This window comes from Janthinobacterium sp. CG_23.3 (assembly GCF_046115965.1).
Taxonomy (GTDB): Bacteria; Pseudomonadota; Gammaproteobacteria; order Burkholderiales; family Burkholderiaceae_D; genus Janthinobacterium.
Window position 1 is genome coordinate 1 of sequence record NZ_JBJXIB010000140.1, and the last position, 15051, is coordinate 15051.

Genomic DNA, 15051 nt, shown 5'->3' on the forward strand with positions numbered 1-15051 from the left:
CCCCTCCCCCCCCCCTTCCCCCCCCCCTCCCCCCCCCACCCCCCCCCCCCCCCCCCCCCCCCCCCCCCCCCCCCGCGCCGCACACTTGCAGCAGCGTCGGCGCGGCCAAGTTCAGCAGCAAGGCTTCGCGCGCCAGCGTCTGCCCCAGCCAGTAATGCTCGGCGCCGTGCGGCACCGGCAGCGTGCGCACCGCGCGCAGGCGGGCGCCGTCGACGGCGCCTATGCTCAGCAGTTGCCGGTGCAGCAGGGCGAACCAGGCGCCCGGCGCCAGCGCGCCCTGCCAGCGGTTCCAGGCGGCGATGAAATGCGGCACCACGGCGACGATGGCCAGGCCGTGCGCGCCGGCCACGCTGTCGAGCCGGGCCAGCAGCGGCCCCGGCGCGGCGGCGTAAAACGGCGCGCGCGCCTGCCAGTCGGCGCCGACGCGCCAGCCGTCCAGCGGCTCGCCGTACAAGGCCTGGAAGCGCATCGCGGCGGCGGCGTCGAGGTCGGCCGGGCGGCTCGCGCCCGGCGGCGGCGCCACCTGCCACAGGCGGGTCAACTCGTCGTCGAGCACCACGCTGGCCGGCCAGCCGGCGTAGCCGCCGCCGGCCAGCAGTTGTTCCAGCGCCGCGCCGATGGCGCCGACCGCGTCGGCGCCGTCGGCGGCCGGCGCGCACGCGCACTCGGCCAGCACGGCCAGCGCCGGCCCGTGCCAGCGGCTGCTGCGCAGCAGGCTGACCGCCTCGCGCGAGACGCCGATGCGCAATGCTTGTCCCAGGCCCCTACGCATGCAATGTCACCCGTTTGATCTCCGTTAATGTGGTGGCGCCGCGCTTGACCAGTTCCAGCGCCGCCAGGCGCAGGCTGCGGGTGCCGTTGTCGTAGGCCGCCGCCTTGATCTGGCGGATCGGCCGCTTGTCGACGATCATCTCGCGGATTTCGTCGTTCAGCGTGAGGATCTCGGCGATCGAGCGGCGCCCCTTGTAGCCGGTGCCGCGGCAGTCGCCGCAGCCTTTGCCCTGCATGAACTGGAAGTCGTAGACGTCGGCCCGGCTCAGGCCGACGCCGGCCAGTTCCTGTTCGCCCGGCGTGTACGGCGCCGCGCAGTGCGGGCAGTTGGTGCGGATTAGGCGCTGCGCCCAGATGCCGTTGAGCGCCGAGACGAAGGCGTAGGGGTCGATGCCCATGTGGGTGAAGCGGCCGAAGACGTCGAAGACGTTGTTGGCGTGCACCGTCGTCAGCACCAGGTGGCCCGTCAACGCCGACTGCACCGCGATCTCGGCGGTCTCGCGGTCGCGGATTTCGCCGACCATGATTTTGTCGGGGTCGTGCCGCAGGATCGAGCGCAGGCCCTTGGCGAAGGTCAGGCCCTTTTTTTCGTTGACCGGGATTTGCAGGATGCCGGGCAACTGGTATTCGACCGGGTCTTCGATGGTGATGATCTTTTCGCGGCCGTTGTGGATTTCCGTCAGCGCCGCGTACAGCGTGGTGGTCTTGCCCGAGCCGGTCGGCCCGGTCACCAGCAGCATGCCGTAGGCTTCCTGCGCCAGCGTGCGCAGCGACACCAGCGAGGGCGCGTCGAAGCCGAGCGCCTCCAGCGTCAGCGCGCCGTAGGCCTCGATCATGGCGCGCTTGTCGAGGATGCGGATGACCGCGTCCTCGCCGTGGATGCTGGGCATGATCGAGACGCGCAAGTCGATTTCGCGCCCGCCCGCCTCGACCCGGAAGCTGCCGTCCTGCGGCACGCGGCGCTCGGCGATGTCGAGTTCGGCCAGCACCTTCAGGCGGGAGATGACGCGCTCGGCCAGCTCGGCGCCGTTGACCGCGGTGGCGTGGTCGAGCACGCCGTCGACGCGGTATTTGACGGCCAGGCCGCCGGCCGTGCTCTCCAGGTGGATGTCGGAGGCGCCGGCCTTGAGGGCGTCGTACAGCGTCGAGTTGACCAGCTTGACGGCCGGGCTGCCGGCCTCGGAGACCGAGGCGAACGACAGCACGGCGGCGGTCTTGCCGTCGCGCCGGCCGTCGGCGGCGCCGGGCAGCAGCGTGTCGACGGCGCGCGCCGACTCCTCCTGCTTGGACAGGTAGGCCTGGATGTCGGACTGCAGCGCCAGGCGGATCTGCAGCGGCGCGTGGGCCGAGCAGCGCGCCCGCGCGCCCAGCCAGGTTTGCAGGTCGAGGTCGAACGGGTCGGCCACCACGCCGAGCACCTGGCCGTCGCCGGCGCGCAGCAGCACGCTGCGGCGCGCCAGCGCCTGCGCCAGCGGCAGCAGGTCGAAGGCCGGCGCGAACGCCAGCATGTCGACCGTCTCCAGCACGGCCAGGCCGAACGGCAGCGCCAGCGCGCGCACCACCAGGCGCGGCTCCAGCCCGCTCAGCGCTTCGAGTTCCTCGACCAGCGAGCGTTTCGACAGCTCGCCGAGGGCGCGCGCGCGCAGCAGCAGCGCCGGCTCCAGCGCGGTGTGGCTTTGGGCGTCGGCGCTCATGAAATGTCTCCGGCCAGATCGAAAATAGGCATGTACAGCAGCACCACGATGGCGCCCACCACCAGCCCGATGGCGGCCATCAGCAGCGGTTCGAAGGTGCGCGTGAAGCGGTCGATCCAGCGGCTGATCTCGCCGTCGTAAAAGGCCGCCGACTGGGTCAGCATCGGCCCCATGTCGCCGGTGCGCTCGCCGACGCGCAGCATGCGCAGCGAAATCGGCGTGGTCAGGCCGTTCTGTTCGAACGCGCTCGACAGCGGCAGGCCGGCCTCGACGCCGGCGCGCGCCGCCACCAGCGCGCGTTGCAGCGCCGGCGAGACCATGCCGCGCACCGTCGAGATGGCCTGGACGATGGTGACGCCGCCCTCGGAGAGCATGCCCAGCGTCAGGTACAGGCGCGACAACTCGTAGATGCGCACGCGCTCGCCGATGCCCGGCAGCTTCGCCAGCAGGCGCGCGGCGCCGCCGTTGCCGGCGACGCGGCGCCAGCCCCAGCCCAGCGCCGCCGCCAGCCCGCCCAGGCCGGCCAGCAGCAAGCCGGTGTGGGCGCCGGCGAACTGGCCCCAGCCCAGCATCATTTGCGACATCCACGGCAGGTTGCGCCCGGCGCCCTGGTAGACCTCGGCGAAGCGCGGCACCACGTAGGTGATCAGGAAACCGCTGACGCCGCCGCCGACGGCCAGCAGGATGCACGGATAGATGGCGGCGCTGACGATCTTGGCGCGCACCAGGTCGATGCGCTGCTGGTAGTCGATGAAACGGCCCAGCGCGCGCGGCAGGTCGCTGGTGCCCTCGGCCGCCTTGACGATGCCGGTGTAGAGCGGCGGGAACAGTTCGGGTTGCTCGGCCAGCACGGCCGACAGGCGCTTGCCCTCGCGCAGGCCGCCGAGCATGCGCTCGAGCGCGCCGCGGGTGGCCGGGTTGGCCTCTTTTTCCAGCAGCGCCTCCAGCGCCTCGACGATGCCCAGGCCGGCCGTCAGCAGGGCCAGCAATTCCTGGCTGAACAGCACCAACGGCAGCGCCCGGCTAGTCTTGCGCGCGCCGGCGCCGAACGCCGCGCCGGCCAGCGGCCGGATGGCGCCGACGAACAGGCCGCGCGCCTCGACCTGGCGGCGGGCGTCGGCCTCGTCGGTGGCGTCCAGCACCAGCTTCGCCACGGCCTGGCCCGGCGCCAGCGCGCGTACTTCAAAACGCACGGCCGCCCTTACTGCGAGCTGATGTCGGCGGCTTCGCCGCTGCCGCCGGGCTGGCCGTCCTTGCCGGTCGAGACGATGTCATACTCGCCCTTGGCGCCCGGCGAACGGTAGGCGTACGGGTGGCCCCACGGGTCTTGCGGCACGGCCTTTTTCAGGTACGGCCCGTTCCATTTGGCGCCGGCGCTGGCCGGCGCGGCCAGCAGCGCGGCCAGGCCCTCGTCGGTGTTCGGGTAGCGGCCGACGTCGAGCCGGTAGGTGTCGAGCGACTTCTCGAACGACTCGATCTGCGCCTTGGCCACGGTCACTTCCGACTTGCCCAGTTGGGCGAAGTACTTCGGCCCGACATAGGCCGCCAGCAAGCCGATAATGACGATCACAACGAGCAACTCCAACAGCGTGAAGCCCCCCGCGCCGCGCCGCCCGCCCCTGCCTTGCTTCCGTGCTGCATGCATCCGTTCGACTCCTCAACTCACCGCGTAAACAGCCGCCGCCGAACGGCCGGGGCGGTTCGACAAAAAAGCGGTTTTGGGGTGCAAGGCTACCATGCCGATTACCGGAACGATAATGTTTTATTTGCCGGCGCGGCCGGGCGTGGCGCGAACCTTACGTTTTCGCAAAGCCGTGACATATTTTCAACATCCGCGTCGGTAACTATTGGTTAAATTTTAATAGCAGGGAGCAAACTTTATTTGCTTTTGTTATGTAACTAGCAAATATAGAACGTTTGAAAATATTTCATGCCAATTATGCGTTTTGCTATAGTCGTCGGACCCCGACTGTTGTCCGGGTGTCATCGCAAGTTCAGGTAAAACACGCAAAAACATATTGCACAACCATCGCTAGCAAGGGAAGATTCATGACACGCACCGCTCTGTTTGACACGCCATTCCGCCGCTCCGCCCTCGGCGCCGCGCTCGCCGCCACGCTGCTGACGGCGGCGCTGCCGGCGGCGCACGCCGACGTGCTCGACTTCGAAGGCTACGCCAACGTCCAGCTCGGCCACAACCAGCAACTGACATACGGCAACTTCGTGCTGACCGGCTATTCGAACGACCCCGACGCCTGGAACGGCGACGCCGCCGGTGTCGTGGTGGAGGGCGCCGACCCCGGCGTGTGCGTCAACCTGGCTTGCCCGACCAACGGCAGCGGCAACTACTACGCCGGCCTGAACGACAGTGTCCTGTTCATGAGCAGCGCCCACGCCGGCCAGAGCCTGCGCGTGAGCGGCTTCGACGCCAGCTTCATCGGCTCGGTTGCCGGCGCCAGCTACCCGGCGCTGGCCGGCTACCTGCGGGTGCAGGGCTTCTACGCCGGCGGCGGCTCGTTCTACGAGGACTACCTGTTCCCGGGCGGCGCCAACGGCTTCGGCTTCCAGCACTTCACCGCCAGCGCCGCGTTCGCCGGCAAGGAATTCGCCGAAGTCGCCTTCTTCGGCTTCAACTGCGGCGCCACCGGCGCGTGCTCTGCGTTCAACAGCAACAAGGGCCAATTCGCGCTGGACAACGTGATCGCCTCGGTGCCGGAACCATCCAGCGCGCTGATGCTGATGCTCGGCCTGGGCGCGCTGGCCGCGTTCGCGCGCCGCCGCCGCGCCTGAGCCGGTCCGGTCCGATCCGAACCGCGTTGCGTTGAAGCGCGGCGCCCCACCCTATTCCAGGAATTATTCAAGATGAAATTACGTCCCGTATTGCGTCCCGTCTCCCTCGCCGTGCTGGCGCTGCTGTCGAGCCTGAGCTTCGCCGCCGCCGCCGACGACATCCGTCGTCCCTACATCGTGCAACTGGCCGACCAGCCGGTGGCCTCCTACGCCGGCGGCGTCACCGGCCTGAACGCGACCCAGCCCGCCAACGGCGCCCGCCTCGACCTGGCCAGCGACGACGTCCAGCGCTACTCCGAGTATCTGAGCGCCAAGCAGAGCGACGTCCAGGCGATCATCGCCAACGCCCCGGTACACCACCAGTACACGGTGGTCATGAACGGCTTCGCCGCGCTGCTGACCGACGCCGAAGTGCGCCAGTTGAAAGCCAGCGGCGCCGTCGCCAGCATCGCCGCCGACGTGCCGAACCGCCTGCAGACCAGCTACACCCCGCGCTTCCTCGGCCTCGACCAGCCGGGCGGGCTGTGGAGCCAGCTGGGCGGCCTGGCCGGCGCCGGCGAAGACATCATCATCGGCATCGTCGACGGCGGCGTCTGGCCGGAAAACCCGTCCTACGCCGACCGCGTCGACGCCAACGGCGCGCCGACGTTCGAGCCGAGCGGCACGCTGGCCTACGGCCCGGCGCCGGAACGCTGGAAGGGCGACTGCCAGACCGGCGAGGGTTTCACGAGCAGCCATTGCAACAACAAACTGATCGGCACGCAATATTTCAACGCCAGCCGCCTGACCGACACCGCGCGCGTCCCGCACTGGTCGGAATTCGTCTCGCCGCGCGACTCGATCGGCGGCGTCAACGGCCAGGGCGGCCACGGCACCCACGTCTCGAGCACCGCCGGCGGCAACGCCGGGGTCCAGGCGACGATCAACGGCAACCCGCTCGGCGCCACCTCCGGCATGGCGCCGCGCGCCCGCCTGGCGACCTACAAAACCTGCTGGTCGTTCAACGACCCGAGCGAGGCGACCGGCGCGAAGAACACCTGCTGGAGCGGCGACAACGTGGCGGCGATTGAAAAAGCCGTCAAGGACGGCGTCCACGTGATCAACTATTCGATCAGCGGCGGCAGCGCCATCAACGACCCGGTCGAACAAGCCTTCCTGCACGCCTCCAACGCCGGCGTGTTCGTCGCCGTCTCGGCCGGCAACGCCGGCCCGGCCAACAGCGTGGCCCACGTCAGCCCGTGGCTGACCACGGTGGCCGCGTCGACCCACAACCGCTACGGCGAAGCGAGCATCCTGCTTGCCAACGGCCAGCGCTACACCGGCGGCTCGATGACCGGCAAGGCGCTGCCGAACAGCCCGATGATCCGCGCCGAAGACGCCGGCCTGGCCGGCGCCGACGCCGGCAGGCTGGCGCTGTGCTACAGCGCCGCGGCCAACGGCCAGGTGGCCCTGCTCGACCCGGCCAAGGTGGCCGGCAAGATCGTCACCTGCACCCGCGGCAGCAACGGCCGCACCGACAAGAGCCAGGCGGTGCAGGACGCCGGCGGCGTCGGCATGGTCTTGGTCGACAACGGCGCCGGCCTGGCGGCCGACGTCCACGTCGTCCCGAGCGTGCACGTGAGCGCCGCCGACGGCGCGCTGATCCGCAGCTACGCCCAGAGCGCCGGCGCGCTCGGCGCGATTTCCAAATTCGTCGTCGTGCCCGGCCCGCTGCCGGCGCCGGTGGTGGCCAACTTCTCCTCGCGCGGCCCGAACCGCTACGATCCGAACACGCTCAAACCGGACGTCGCCGCGCCCGGCGTCGACATCCTGGCCGGCCTGACGCCGGCCCTGTCGAAGGAACAGCAGGCCGCCGTCATCAGCGGCGCCCTGGTGCCGCCACCGTTCTGGGGCCTGTACCAGGGCACCTCGATGGCCAGCCCGCACGTGGCCGGCCTGGCGGCCCTGTTGCGCCAGGCCCATCCAACCTGGAGCCCGGCGGCGATCAAGTCGGCCCTGATGACCACCGGCAGCGCCACCCTGGCCGACAACCAGGCCGGCGACCTGCGCGGCGTGCTGCCGTTCGCCCAGGGCGCCGGCCAGATCACGCCGAACAAGGCCACCGACCCCGGCCTGGTGTACGACGCCAGCCTGCTCGACTACAAGAAATACATGTGCGGCGCCGGCATGGCCGGCGAATGCGCCACCGGCAGCATGCCCGGCTACAACCTGAACCTGCCGTCCATCAGCGTCGGCAACGTGCTGGGCGCGCAAACGGTCAGCCGCCGCGTCACCAACGTCGGCGCCGCCGCCGCCACCTACACGGCGGCGGCCTCGATCACCGGCTACAATATCGCGGTGAATCCGCCCAGCCTGACCCTGGCGCCGGGCGAAACCAAGTCGTTCGACGTGACGCTGACGCGCACCAACGCCGCCGACAACGTCTGGCAGTACGGCGCCCTGGTGTGGAGCGACGGCGTGCACAACGTGCGCAGCCCGGTCATCGCCCGCTCCGGCCGCTCGGTGATCGCACCGGTGCTGGTGGAGTCCGAAAAAACCGGCGCCACCCGCCTGCTGTCGCTGTCGACCGGCTTCACCGGTCGGCTGGGCACGGCGAGCGGCGGCCTGAAAGCGGTCAGCCGCAGCGCGCAAAGCGTGCCGCAGGCCGTCGACGGCACCGTCAACAGCCTGGAAGACGCGGCGGCGCTGTGCCGCGCCGGCGGTATCGGCGCGCGCTTGACGTCGTTGAACGTGCCGGCCAACAGCATGGCGCTGCGGGTGGAAACCTTCGACCGCGACACCAACGGCGGCGGCGGCCACGACCTCGACCTGATCGTCCTGAACGGCAGCGGCGCCATCGCCGGCTCCAGCCTGCACGACGGTTCCAACGAATCGGTGACGCTGGTCACGCCGGCCGCCGGCGCCTACAAGGCTTGCGTCATCGGCTACGCGGCCGCCAACGGCGCCTCGACCGACTTCACCCTGTCCACCGCGGTGGTGGGCAGGGCCGACGTCGGCGGCAACCTGCGCGTAGCGGTACCGAGCAAGGTCTACGCGGCCGGCAGCGCCACCGCGACGCTCAGCTGGTCGGGCCTGCCGAGCGGCGAGCGCTACCTGGGCGCGGTGCAGTTCGTCGACCCGAGCGGCGCGACGGCGGCGACCACGCTGCTGTCGGTGGAAACCAACAATCCACTGCCGCTGGCGCTGACGCCGGAGCGCGCACCCAAAGGCGACCGCGGCCTGTAAGGCTGGCATGGCAGGCCGGTCCGCCCGGAGCGGACTGAAAAGAGGCTGCGCGCTGAAAAGCCCGCAGCCTCTTTTCATGTCCGTCCGGCCGTGAAGCCGCCAGGCGGCGGCCGGAACCTTCGCCAGCGGACGGGGCGCGCCGCGCTTGGCCCGCTTGACGCGCGCCTCAGTCGGCGCCGCGCTGTCCCACCGCGCGCAGCGCGCAGACGCCGGCCGGTAGCCGGCACAGCGCGCCCGGGTCGTCGAGCATGGCGCAGTTGGAGGCCAGTTGCGTGGCCGCGTTTTCGGCTTGGCGCTGGGCCTGGTGGCGCGCCGCCAGCGCCCGCAGCGGCGGCGCCGGCGTGGCGGCGGTGGACCAGGCCAGGTAAGCCTCGGGGCCGCCGCAGGCTTTCGCCCCCAACGCCAGCGTACGGCATTGCGACGACTCGGCGCAGGACGCCGCGCCGACCAGCGCGCGGATCTGGTCAAGGGTGTCCGGCGCGCGCGCCGCCGGCGGCGCGGCGCTGCAGGCGGCGCAGCACAACAGGAGTGAAACGGCGAGTCGCTGCATGGCGTGGAGGCGGCCGCGGCCGCGAAAAGGGGACGGTCCCATCATGAACCGGGCCGCCGCCGCCGTCAAGCCGCGCGCGCCTCGACGCCGCGGCGCCGGCGCGCGCCCCAGCCCAGCAGGGCCAGGCCGGCCGACAGCATCAGCCACGCGCCCGGTTCCGGCACGGCCGCAATCGTCGCCACGCCGCCGTAGACGGCGCCGCTGACGCCGGCCGGCGCGCCGCCGAACGCGGGCATCAACTCGAATTGCACCACGTTGCCGCCCGGGTTGCCCAGGTAGCGCGCGCCGCTGGCGTCGAGCAAGCCGACGCCGAAGGTGCTGCCGGCGCCGCCATCGGCGAACTGGAAGGCGCCGCCGAACTCGACGTCGAAGCTGAATTGTCCGCCCAGCGCGATCGATTGGAACAGGCCGTTGTAAAAGCCGCCGTTGCGCAAGCTCAGCACGCCGCCGACGGCGCCGCTGACGTCGCCCTCCTGCGCGACGACGCCGCCGAAGGCGCCGCTGACATGGCGCAGCGTGGCGCTGGCGGCCGGCGCGCCGCTGTTGCCGGGGATGAAGACGAAGTCGAGGAAGCCGGCGCCGCTGAACCGGCTGGTGTCGATTTCAACGTGGTAGCCCGGCGCGGCGGCCGCGGCGGCGGCGGCGCCGGCGAGCGCCACGGCCAGGGTCAGGTGGCGCAGGGCGCGCTGCAGAGTCGGTGCGTGCATGGTTTTCCTTAAAAGTTGCCGGTGAAGATTTTGGTTGAATAGCCGATCGGGCTCTTGCCGGGATTGATGAAGCTGACGCCGACGCTGGCGCTGGCGCCGGGCGCCAGCGCGGCCGCCTCCAACGTCATATACGGCGCGCCCGCATGGCTGCCGCTGGCGTTGGCCAGGGTCACGCCGGCCGGCAGGCCGGCGAACAGCAGCTGGAACGGGCCGGCCACGCCGACGCCGCTCTTGTTGCTGAACGACACGGTGCCGCTGTAGGTCTGCGTGCCGCGGTGATAGCTCAGGCCCGAGCTGGCGACGCTGAAGCTGGCGCTGGCGTCCAGCACGGCCGGCTGCAGGTTCAGGCTGACGACGACCGGGTCGTGGTCGGAGGCGCGGTACGGCAGCGCGTTGTACAAGTCTTGCGGCTTGCCGTCGGTGTTGTAGTCGATCACGCTGGGTTCGTCGGCGTTGATGTGCCATTCGCCGGCGCCGGCCACCTGGCGGTCCAGCGCCGCGCTGGCCAGCGCGTGGTCCAGGTAGCCGCTCTCGCCGTCGAACACGTAGGAATACGGCGTGCCGAAAGGACGCACGAAGCGTTCCAGCTGGTTGACGAAGCCGCCTGCGGTCAGCGCGTTGAGCGGATCCTCGAAAGCGTGCGCATTCAGGTCGCCGATGAGCAGCACGTCCGGGTCGGCGGCCGCCGCGACCACCTGCGGCACGAAGTTGTCGAGCAGGCGGCGGGCCTGGCGCACGCGCAGCGCGTTCCAGCAGGCTTGGCCGTCGCCCTGGTCGGCGTCGGCGCCGCCGCTCGGGCAACTGCCCTTCGACTTCAGGTGGTTGACGACCAGTGAAAACTTCCCGCCGTTGCCGGCGCGGAAGGTCTGCGCCATCGGCGGCCGGTTGTTGACGGCGTCGGCGTCGGCCAGCGCGGCGCCGACCAGCTCCAGCTTGCCCGGCTTGTAGATCATCGCCACGCGGATCGCGTCGCTGCCGGTGGCGGCCGGCTTCGGCACGTAGGCGTAGAGCGGCGCGCCGATCGCCGCGTTGAGCTGCTCGACCAGATAGGACACGGCGATCTCGCCGTTGTTCTGGATTTCCATCAGTCCGACCACGTCGGCGTCGATGGCCTTCAGTTCGGCGACGATCTTGTCGCGCTGGCGCTGGAATTCGAGCAGGTTGTCGGCGCCGCGGCAGTTCGCCTTGGCACTGCTCGCGCCCAGGGTGCAACCCTGGCCGGTCTGGCCGAAGACGTTGGCGCCGTTGGTGAAGGTGGTGAAAAAATTGAGCACGTTGGCGCTGGCCACCTTGACGTTGCCGGGCGCGAACAGCGGCGCCGGCGTGCGCGGGTTGTCGCGCGAAAACCGCGGCGGCGCGGTAGGCTGCAGCTTGAAGGCCGCGCCGCCGCCGCCGATGGCGCCGAAGTCGACCACGCCGGTCAGCCCGAGTACGCTGTCGCCGGCGCGCACGGTGCCGTCCTGGCCGATATACGGAATCAGCGTCGGCGTGACGAACAAGCCGTCGTCAAGCACGATCATATTGCTGGCGTTGGCCGCCGCCAGCGCCAGCGCCTCGGCCGAGCCGGCCGGGTGGCGATTAGTCGGCACTTCGAGCCGGCCGGCGGCCAGCGTGAGTTCGCCGCGGCTGCCCAGGAAACCGGTTTGCGCCACCGTCAGCGGCCGGTCGAAGCGCACCAGCATGCCCTCGACCTGGTCCAGGCGGGCGTTCGGCAACGCCAGATTGAGCGGCGCGACGCTATGGCCGGCGCCGTGCACCTGCACCGACGTGACGTCCTTGAACTCGGTGTACGAGCGGCTCGCGCCGGCGGGCGTGTACTCGACGACGGTGCCGGTGACGCGCACGCGCTGGCCGACGGCGGCGCCGCTGGCGGCCGCGCCGGTGTAGACGAAGATGCCGTCCGAAGTGGCCGGGTCGCCGTCGCCGGCGGCGTCCTGCATGAAGAAACCGGTGCCGACCGTCAGCGTGACTACGCCCTCGGTGGTTTGCACGGTGTTGGCGTACGGGCTGGCTGGGCCGGCGCCCTGGATTTGCGGAATCGTGTGGCTGAGGCCGGCCGGCGTTTGCACGCTCAGCGCGACGCGGCAGGCGCCGCTGCGGCCCTGGTCGCTGCTGAAGACGACCTCGATCGCGTAGGCGCCGGGCGCCACGCCGGCGGCCACCGCCAGGCTGACGGCGGCGCTCTGGCCGGCGCCGGCGGCGGCGGCGAAATTGCTGAGGCTGACGCCGGCCACCGGCACCGAGCCGAACGCGGCGGCGTTCACCACGCCGTCGGCGTCGCGCGCGGCCAGCACGGCCGCGCCGGCGCTGCCGCTGGCCAGCGCCAGGCTGGCCGGACAGGTGGCGACGACGGCCGGCGCCGGCGTGGCGCCGCAGACGTGCCGTGCCGCGGCGCTGTTGCGCGGCGCCGGCGCGGCGTTGGCGAAGTCGGCGCCGTTGTTGTCGCTGTCGGCGCAGCCGCCGTCGGCGCGGGCGATGGCCAGGGTGTTCGACGGCGCCGGCGCGACGCTCGTCTCGAAGCCGCCGGCCGCGCCGAAGCCGACCAGGTCGAGCACCGCCGCGCCGGACGGGTTGGCGCCGCTGAGCGCGCTTTTAGCGTTGCTCAGCAAGACCTTGCCGCTGCTGCCGGACATGGCGATGCCACCGCTGGCGTCGGCCGGCGGCAAGTCGACGCTGCCGCCGCTGCCCTTGGCTTGCTGCACCAGCAAATATTGGCCCGGTTGCAACAGCATGTTCGGCAAGGCGGTCACGGCCCAGCTGGTGCCGGCGGCGGAGGCGTACTGCACGCTCCAGTTGGCGACGTCGACGGCGCCGGCGCCGCGGTTGAAGAGCTCGATGAAGTCGTTGCGGTAGCGCGCGCCGGCGTTGCCGCCGCCGCCGTACACCTGGCTGATGACGACGTCGGAGGCGGCCAGCGCCGGGCCGCACAGGCCGGCCATCAGCGCGGCGACGGCGCGCAGCTTGCCGGGCGCGGCGGCGGCCGGGGTACGAATCGGTGTAAAGCGTGTTTTCATGGACAAGTCCTGAGCGTGGAAAAAGAAGCCCGGGCCGCGCGCATCCCCCGCAGCGGCGCCGGGCATAATATGATTAAAAAATACATATTGCAAATTATATACTATCAGCGCCGCGTGACGGCGTGATGACATGCCGGCATCCGAACGGCGCAATCGGGGCCGGGCGGCGCCAAGTTGTATTGCTATGCGGCTAAAAACGCCTAGAATAACTAGATCGGATGTGCGTCGGGCAATCATGGCAATGACGCGCCGAGCGGCGCGGCGGCCGCTACATTTTGAGCGGCCATCATGAAAACCAGCACACGATGCAGTTGCGGTTCGGCCGCCCTCGCCGCAGTCTTGGTATTGATGAACTTTCCGGCAGGCGCCGAGGCGCCGGCCGGGGCCGGTTTGGCGCCCGCTCCGGCGCCGGCGCGCCTCGCCAAGCCCGGCCAGAAAACCTGCGCCCAGACCCTTGAGGCGCGCATGCCCTCCGGCGGCGCCGACGCGGCGGGCGTATCGGCGCTCATGCGCAGGGTGCTGGGCGGCGCCGACGACGCCGACATGGACGCCATGGGCGGCCCTTGCCGCCTGGTCGACGGCGAAGTCGAGGTCGACGGGCGCCTCAACGATGGCGTCGACGTTGCCGCGTTGCTGGAACAAATCGCCGCGCTGGGCGGACCGGACACGCGGGCGCCGGCGGCGCGCGACGAGGAGGCGCTCGAGTCCGGCGCGCGCACGGTCGGCGTGGCAACGCGCGGCGCCGACCAGTTGCTGCGCCTGTATCTGGGCGAGGGGGAAGGCAAAACCGATCCGGCCGCCCTGCCCGGCCAAGACTGGCGGCGCGACTGGGAGCGCGCGGTCGATGGCCGGCGCCGGCCGCAGGCGCAGCCGCGCGTCCCAGCCGGCCTAAGGGACGGCTGGGACGGCCTGGACGGCAAGCCCGGCGGGCCGGCCGGCAACCTACCCGCCGTGCCGGAGCCGTCAAACTATGCGCTGCTGCTGGCCGGCCTCGGCCTGCTGGCCTGCTGGCGCCGCCTCAGCGGCGGTAGGGCGCGGCCAGCGGTTCGCCGATGAAGAGTCCCTGGGCGGGCCAGGCGACGCTGCGCCAGTACGCCTCGATGGCGCTGGCGCCGGACAGGTAGTGCTGCAGCAACACCGTCGGATGGGGGAATTTTTGCCAGTAGTTGCACGGTTCCGTGACCGTGCCATAGCTCGCCGTCGCCCCCGCTTCCAACCAGCGCAGGCTGCTCATCTGGCTTTCACCGAGCAGATCGCCGCCCACCGAGGTCAAGTGGTCGGCCAGCGCGCCGGGCAGGAACTGTAGCGTGTCGAGCTTGGCCACGCGGGCCATGCCGGTTTGGTACACCATGATGTCGCGCACGCCCTCGATGCTGTCGGCCTGGAGCCGCTTGATCGTCAGCTTGCGCTGGCGCACCACGCCGGCGGGCGGAAAGAACTGGGCGCGGCTGTTGCGCGCCGCCTCGCTGGTGCTCAGGTAATACGCGGCGGCGCTCGGCATGCGGAAGCCGCTGGCGTTGCCGCGGTCGATCAGCGCCTTGGCCTGCTCCACCGAGTCGGTCGGCAGCAACATCGACAGGCGCATGCCGAAGTCGAGCATCGGCCGCGCGGAAGCGGCGTTGAAGTAGGCGCTGGGCTTGCCCGGCCCGCAGGGCTTCAGGCATTGTTCGGCGTCGAAGCCGAGCGTGAAGGCCGCGGTGATCGCATTGCACTCGACCGCATAGGGCGCGGTCCAGACCATCAGCACGGCCTGGATCTCGGGCCCCAACTGGGCCTCGATGTGCTCCTTCAACTGGCGAAACTGTTCGGCGTCGAGCCTGCGCGGCCGGTTGGGAATGCGCACATGCACCATGTTTTTGGCTGGAATGGCGCGCGCCTGGCGGTAGTACTCGGCGATCTCGACGCTGTTGGGCTCGGCGTCGTTGACGACCACGGCCAGTTGGGCCGCTTGCAGCGCGCTCGCGGCCGGCGCACCCTGGCCCCGCGCGGCGCCGCTCAAGAGCGTTAGGACTGCAATGGAAAACAATGAAATACGCAATTGTGCCTGTCGGTGAAAGTGCCGGCACAGCGGCGCCACATGCGCGCCGCGCCGGATGCGGGGATTATAGCGGTTTGCGTACCGCCGGTGCCAATTGGCCGGCCCGGCCTATTCTTCCAGGCACAGGCGCAGCGCCTCGCGCCAATCGGGCAGCTCGCAAAAGCGGGCGATCAGGCGGTCCGAGCACAGCACCGAATTGGACGGCCGCGGCGCCGGCACCGGATACTCGGCGCTGGGGATCGGAATCAGCCGGCAATCGATC

General features: G+C 70.7%; 12 protein-coding genes. 3 read left to right on the forward strand and 9 right to left on the reverse strand.

The window, feature by feature from the left end; genetic code table 11:
* The 4 genes from ACFDR9_RS23635 to gspG form a co-directional block, all read right to left on the reverse strand.
* On the reverse strand, positions 1-772 hold a 772-nt coding region (locus tag ACFDR9_RS23635; RefSeq protein WP_409032543.1), incomplete at its 3' end, for a hypothetical protein.
* Positions 765-2465 carry a GspE/PulE family protein gene (locus ACFDR9_RS23640; protein WP_409032544.1) on the reverse strand — a complete coding sequence of 567 codons (1701 nt, stop codon included), beginning with the start codon at positions 2463-2465 and terminating at the stop codon, positions 765-767. The genes ACFDR9_RS23640 and ACFDR9_RS23635, both read right to left, overlap by 8 nt.
* On the reverse strand, positions 2462-3658 hold the full coding sequence (locus ACFDR9_RS23645; protein WP_409032545.1) for a type II secretion system F family protein: 1197 nt from the start codon (positions 3656-3658) through the stop codon (positions 2462-2464). Before ACFDR9_RS23645 ends, ACFDR9_RS23640 begins: the two co-directional genes overlap by 4 nt.
* A gap of 8 nt (positions 3659-3666) precedes the next feature.
* Entirely contained in the window at positions 3667-4110 is a 444-nt protein-coding gene (gene gspG / locus ACFDR9_RS23650; protein ID WP_026132914.1) for a type II secretion system major pseudopilin GspG, read from the reverse strand.
* A 404-nt stretch (positions 4111-4514) separates the two neighbouring features.
* Between gspG and ACFDR9_RS23655 the strand changes: the two genes are divergently transcribed.
* Both ACFDR9_RS23655 and ACFDR9_RS23660 read left to right on the forward strand, forming a co-directional pair.
* Complete coding sequence (locus tag ACFDR9_RS23655; RefSeq protein ID WP_409032546.1) at positions 4515-5255, forward strand: NF038120 family PEP-CTERM protein; 741 nt, start codon at positions 4515-4517, stop codon at positions 5253-5255.
* A gap of 72 nt (positions 5256-5327) precedes the next feature.
* Complete coding sequence (locus ACFDR9_RS23660) at positions 5328-8480, forward strand: S8 family serine peptidase (RefSeq protein ID WP_409032547.1); 3153 nt, start codon at positions 5328-5330, stop codon at positions 8478-8480.
* A 166-nt stretch (positions 8481-8646) separates the two neighbouring features.
* On the opposite strand, the gene ACFDR9_RS23665 is transcribed toward ACFDR9_RS23660, so the two are convergent.
* The 3 genes from ACFDR9_RS23665 to ACFDR9_RS23675 all read right to left on the reverse strand — a co-directional run bounded on the left by ACFDR9_RS23665 (position 8647) and on the right by ACFDR9_RS23675 (position 12751).
* On the reverse strand, positions 8647-9030 hold the full coding sequence (locus tag ACFDR9_RS23665) for a hypothetical protein (protein ID WP_409032548.1): 384 nt from the start codon (positions 9028-9030) through the stop codon (positions 8647-8649).
* Between the two features lie 65 nt (positions 9031-9095).
* Positions 9096-9737, reverse strand: coding sequence for an NF038129 family PEP-CTERM protein (locus ACFDR9_RS23670; protein ID WP_409032549.1), 642 nt, complete (start codon positions 9735-9737; stop codon positions 9096-9098).
* A gap of 8 nt (positions 9738-9745) precedes the next feature.
* Positions 9746-12751, reverse strand: a complete 3006-nt coding sequence (locus ACFDR9_RS23675; protein ID WP_409032550.1) for an ExeM/NucH family extracellular endonuclease — start codon at positions 12749-12751, stop codon at positions 9746-9748.
* A gap of 348 nt (positions 12752-13099) precedes the next feature.
* On the opposite strand from ACFDR9_RS23675, the gene ACFDR9_RS23680 reads away from it, so the two are divergent.
* A complete protein-coding gene (locus ACFDR9_RS23680; RefSeq protein WP_409032551.1) occupies positions 13100-13807 on the forward strand; it encodes a PEP-CTERM sorting domain-containing protein in 708 nt (235 codons plus the stop codon).
* Here the strand turns inward: ACFDR9_RS23680 and ACFDR9_RS23685 are convergent.
* Together ACFDR9_RS23685 and ACFDR9_RS23690 are read right to left on the reverse strand one after the other, a co-directional pair.
* Positions 13770-14777, reverse strand: a complete 1008-nt coding sequence (locus ACFDR9_RS23685) for a TIGR03790 family protein (protein WP_409032552.1) — start codon at positions 14775-14777, stop codon at positions 13770-13772. The genes ACFDR9_RS23680 and ACFDR9_RS23685 overlap by 38 nt on opposite strands.
* Before the next feature lie 120 nt (positions 14778-14897).
* Positions 14898-15050: a sugar nucleotide-binding protein gene (locus tag ACFDR9_RS23690; protein ID WP_409032553.1), complete on the reverse strand. Its 153-nt coding sequence runs from the start codon at positions 15048-15050 to the stop codon at positions 14898-14900.
* Position 15051 lies beyond the last annotated feature (1 nt).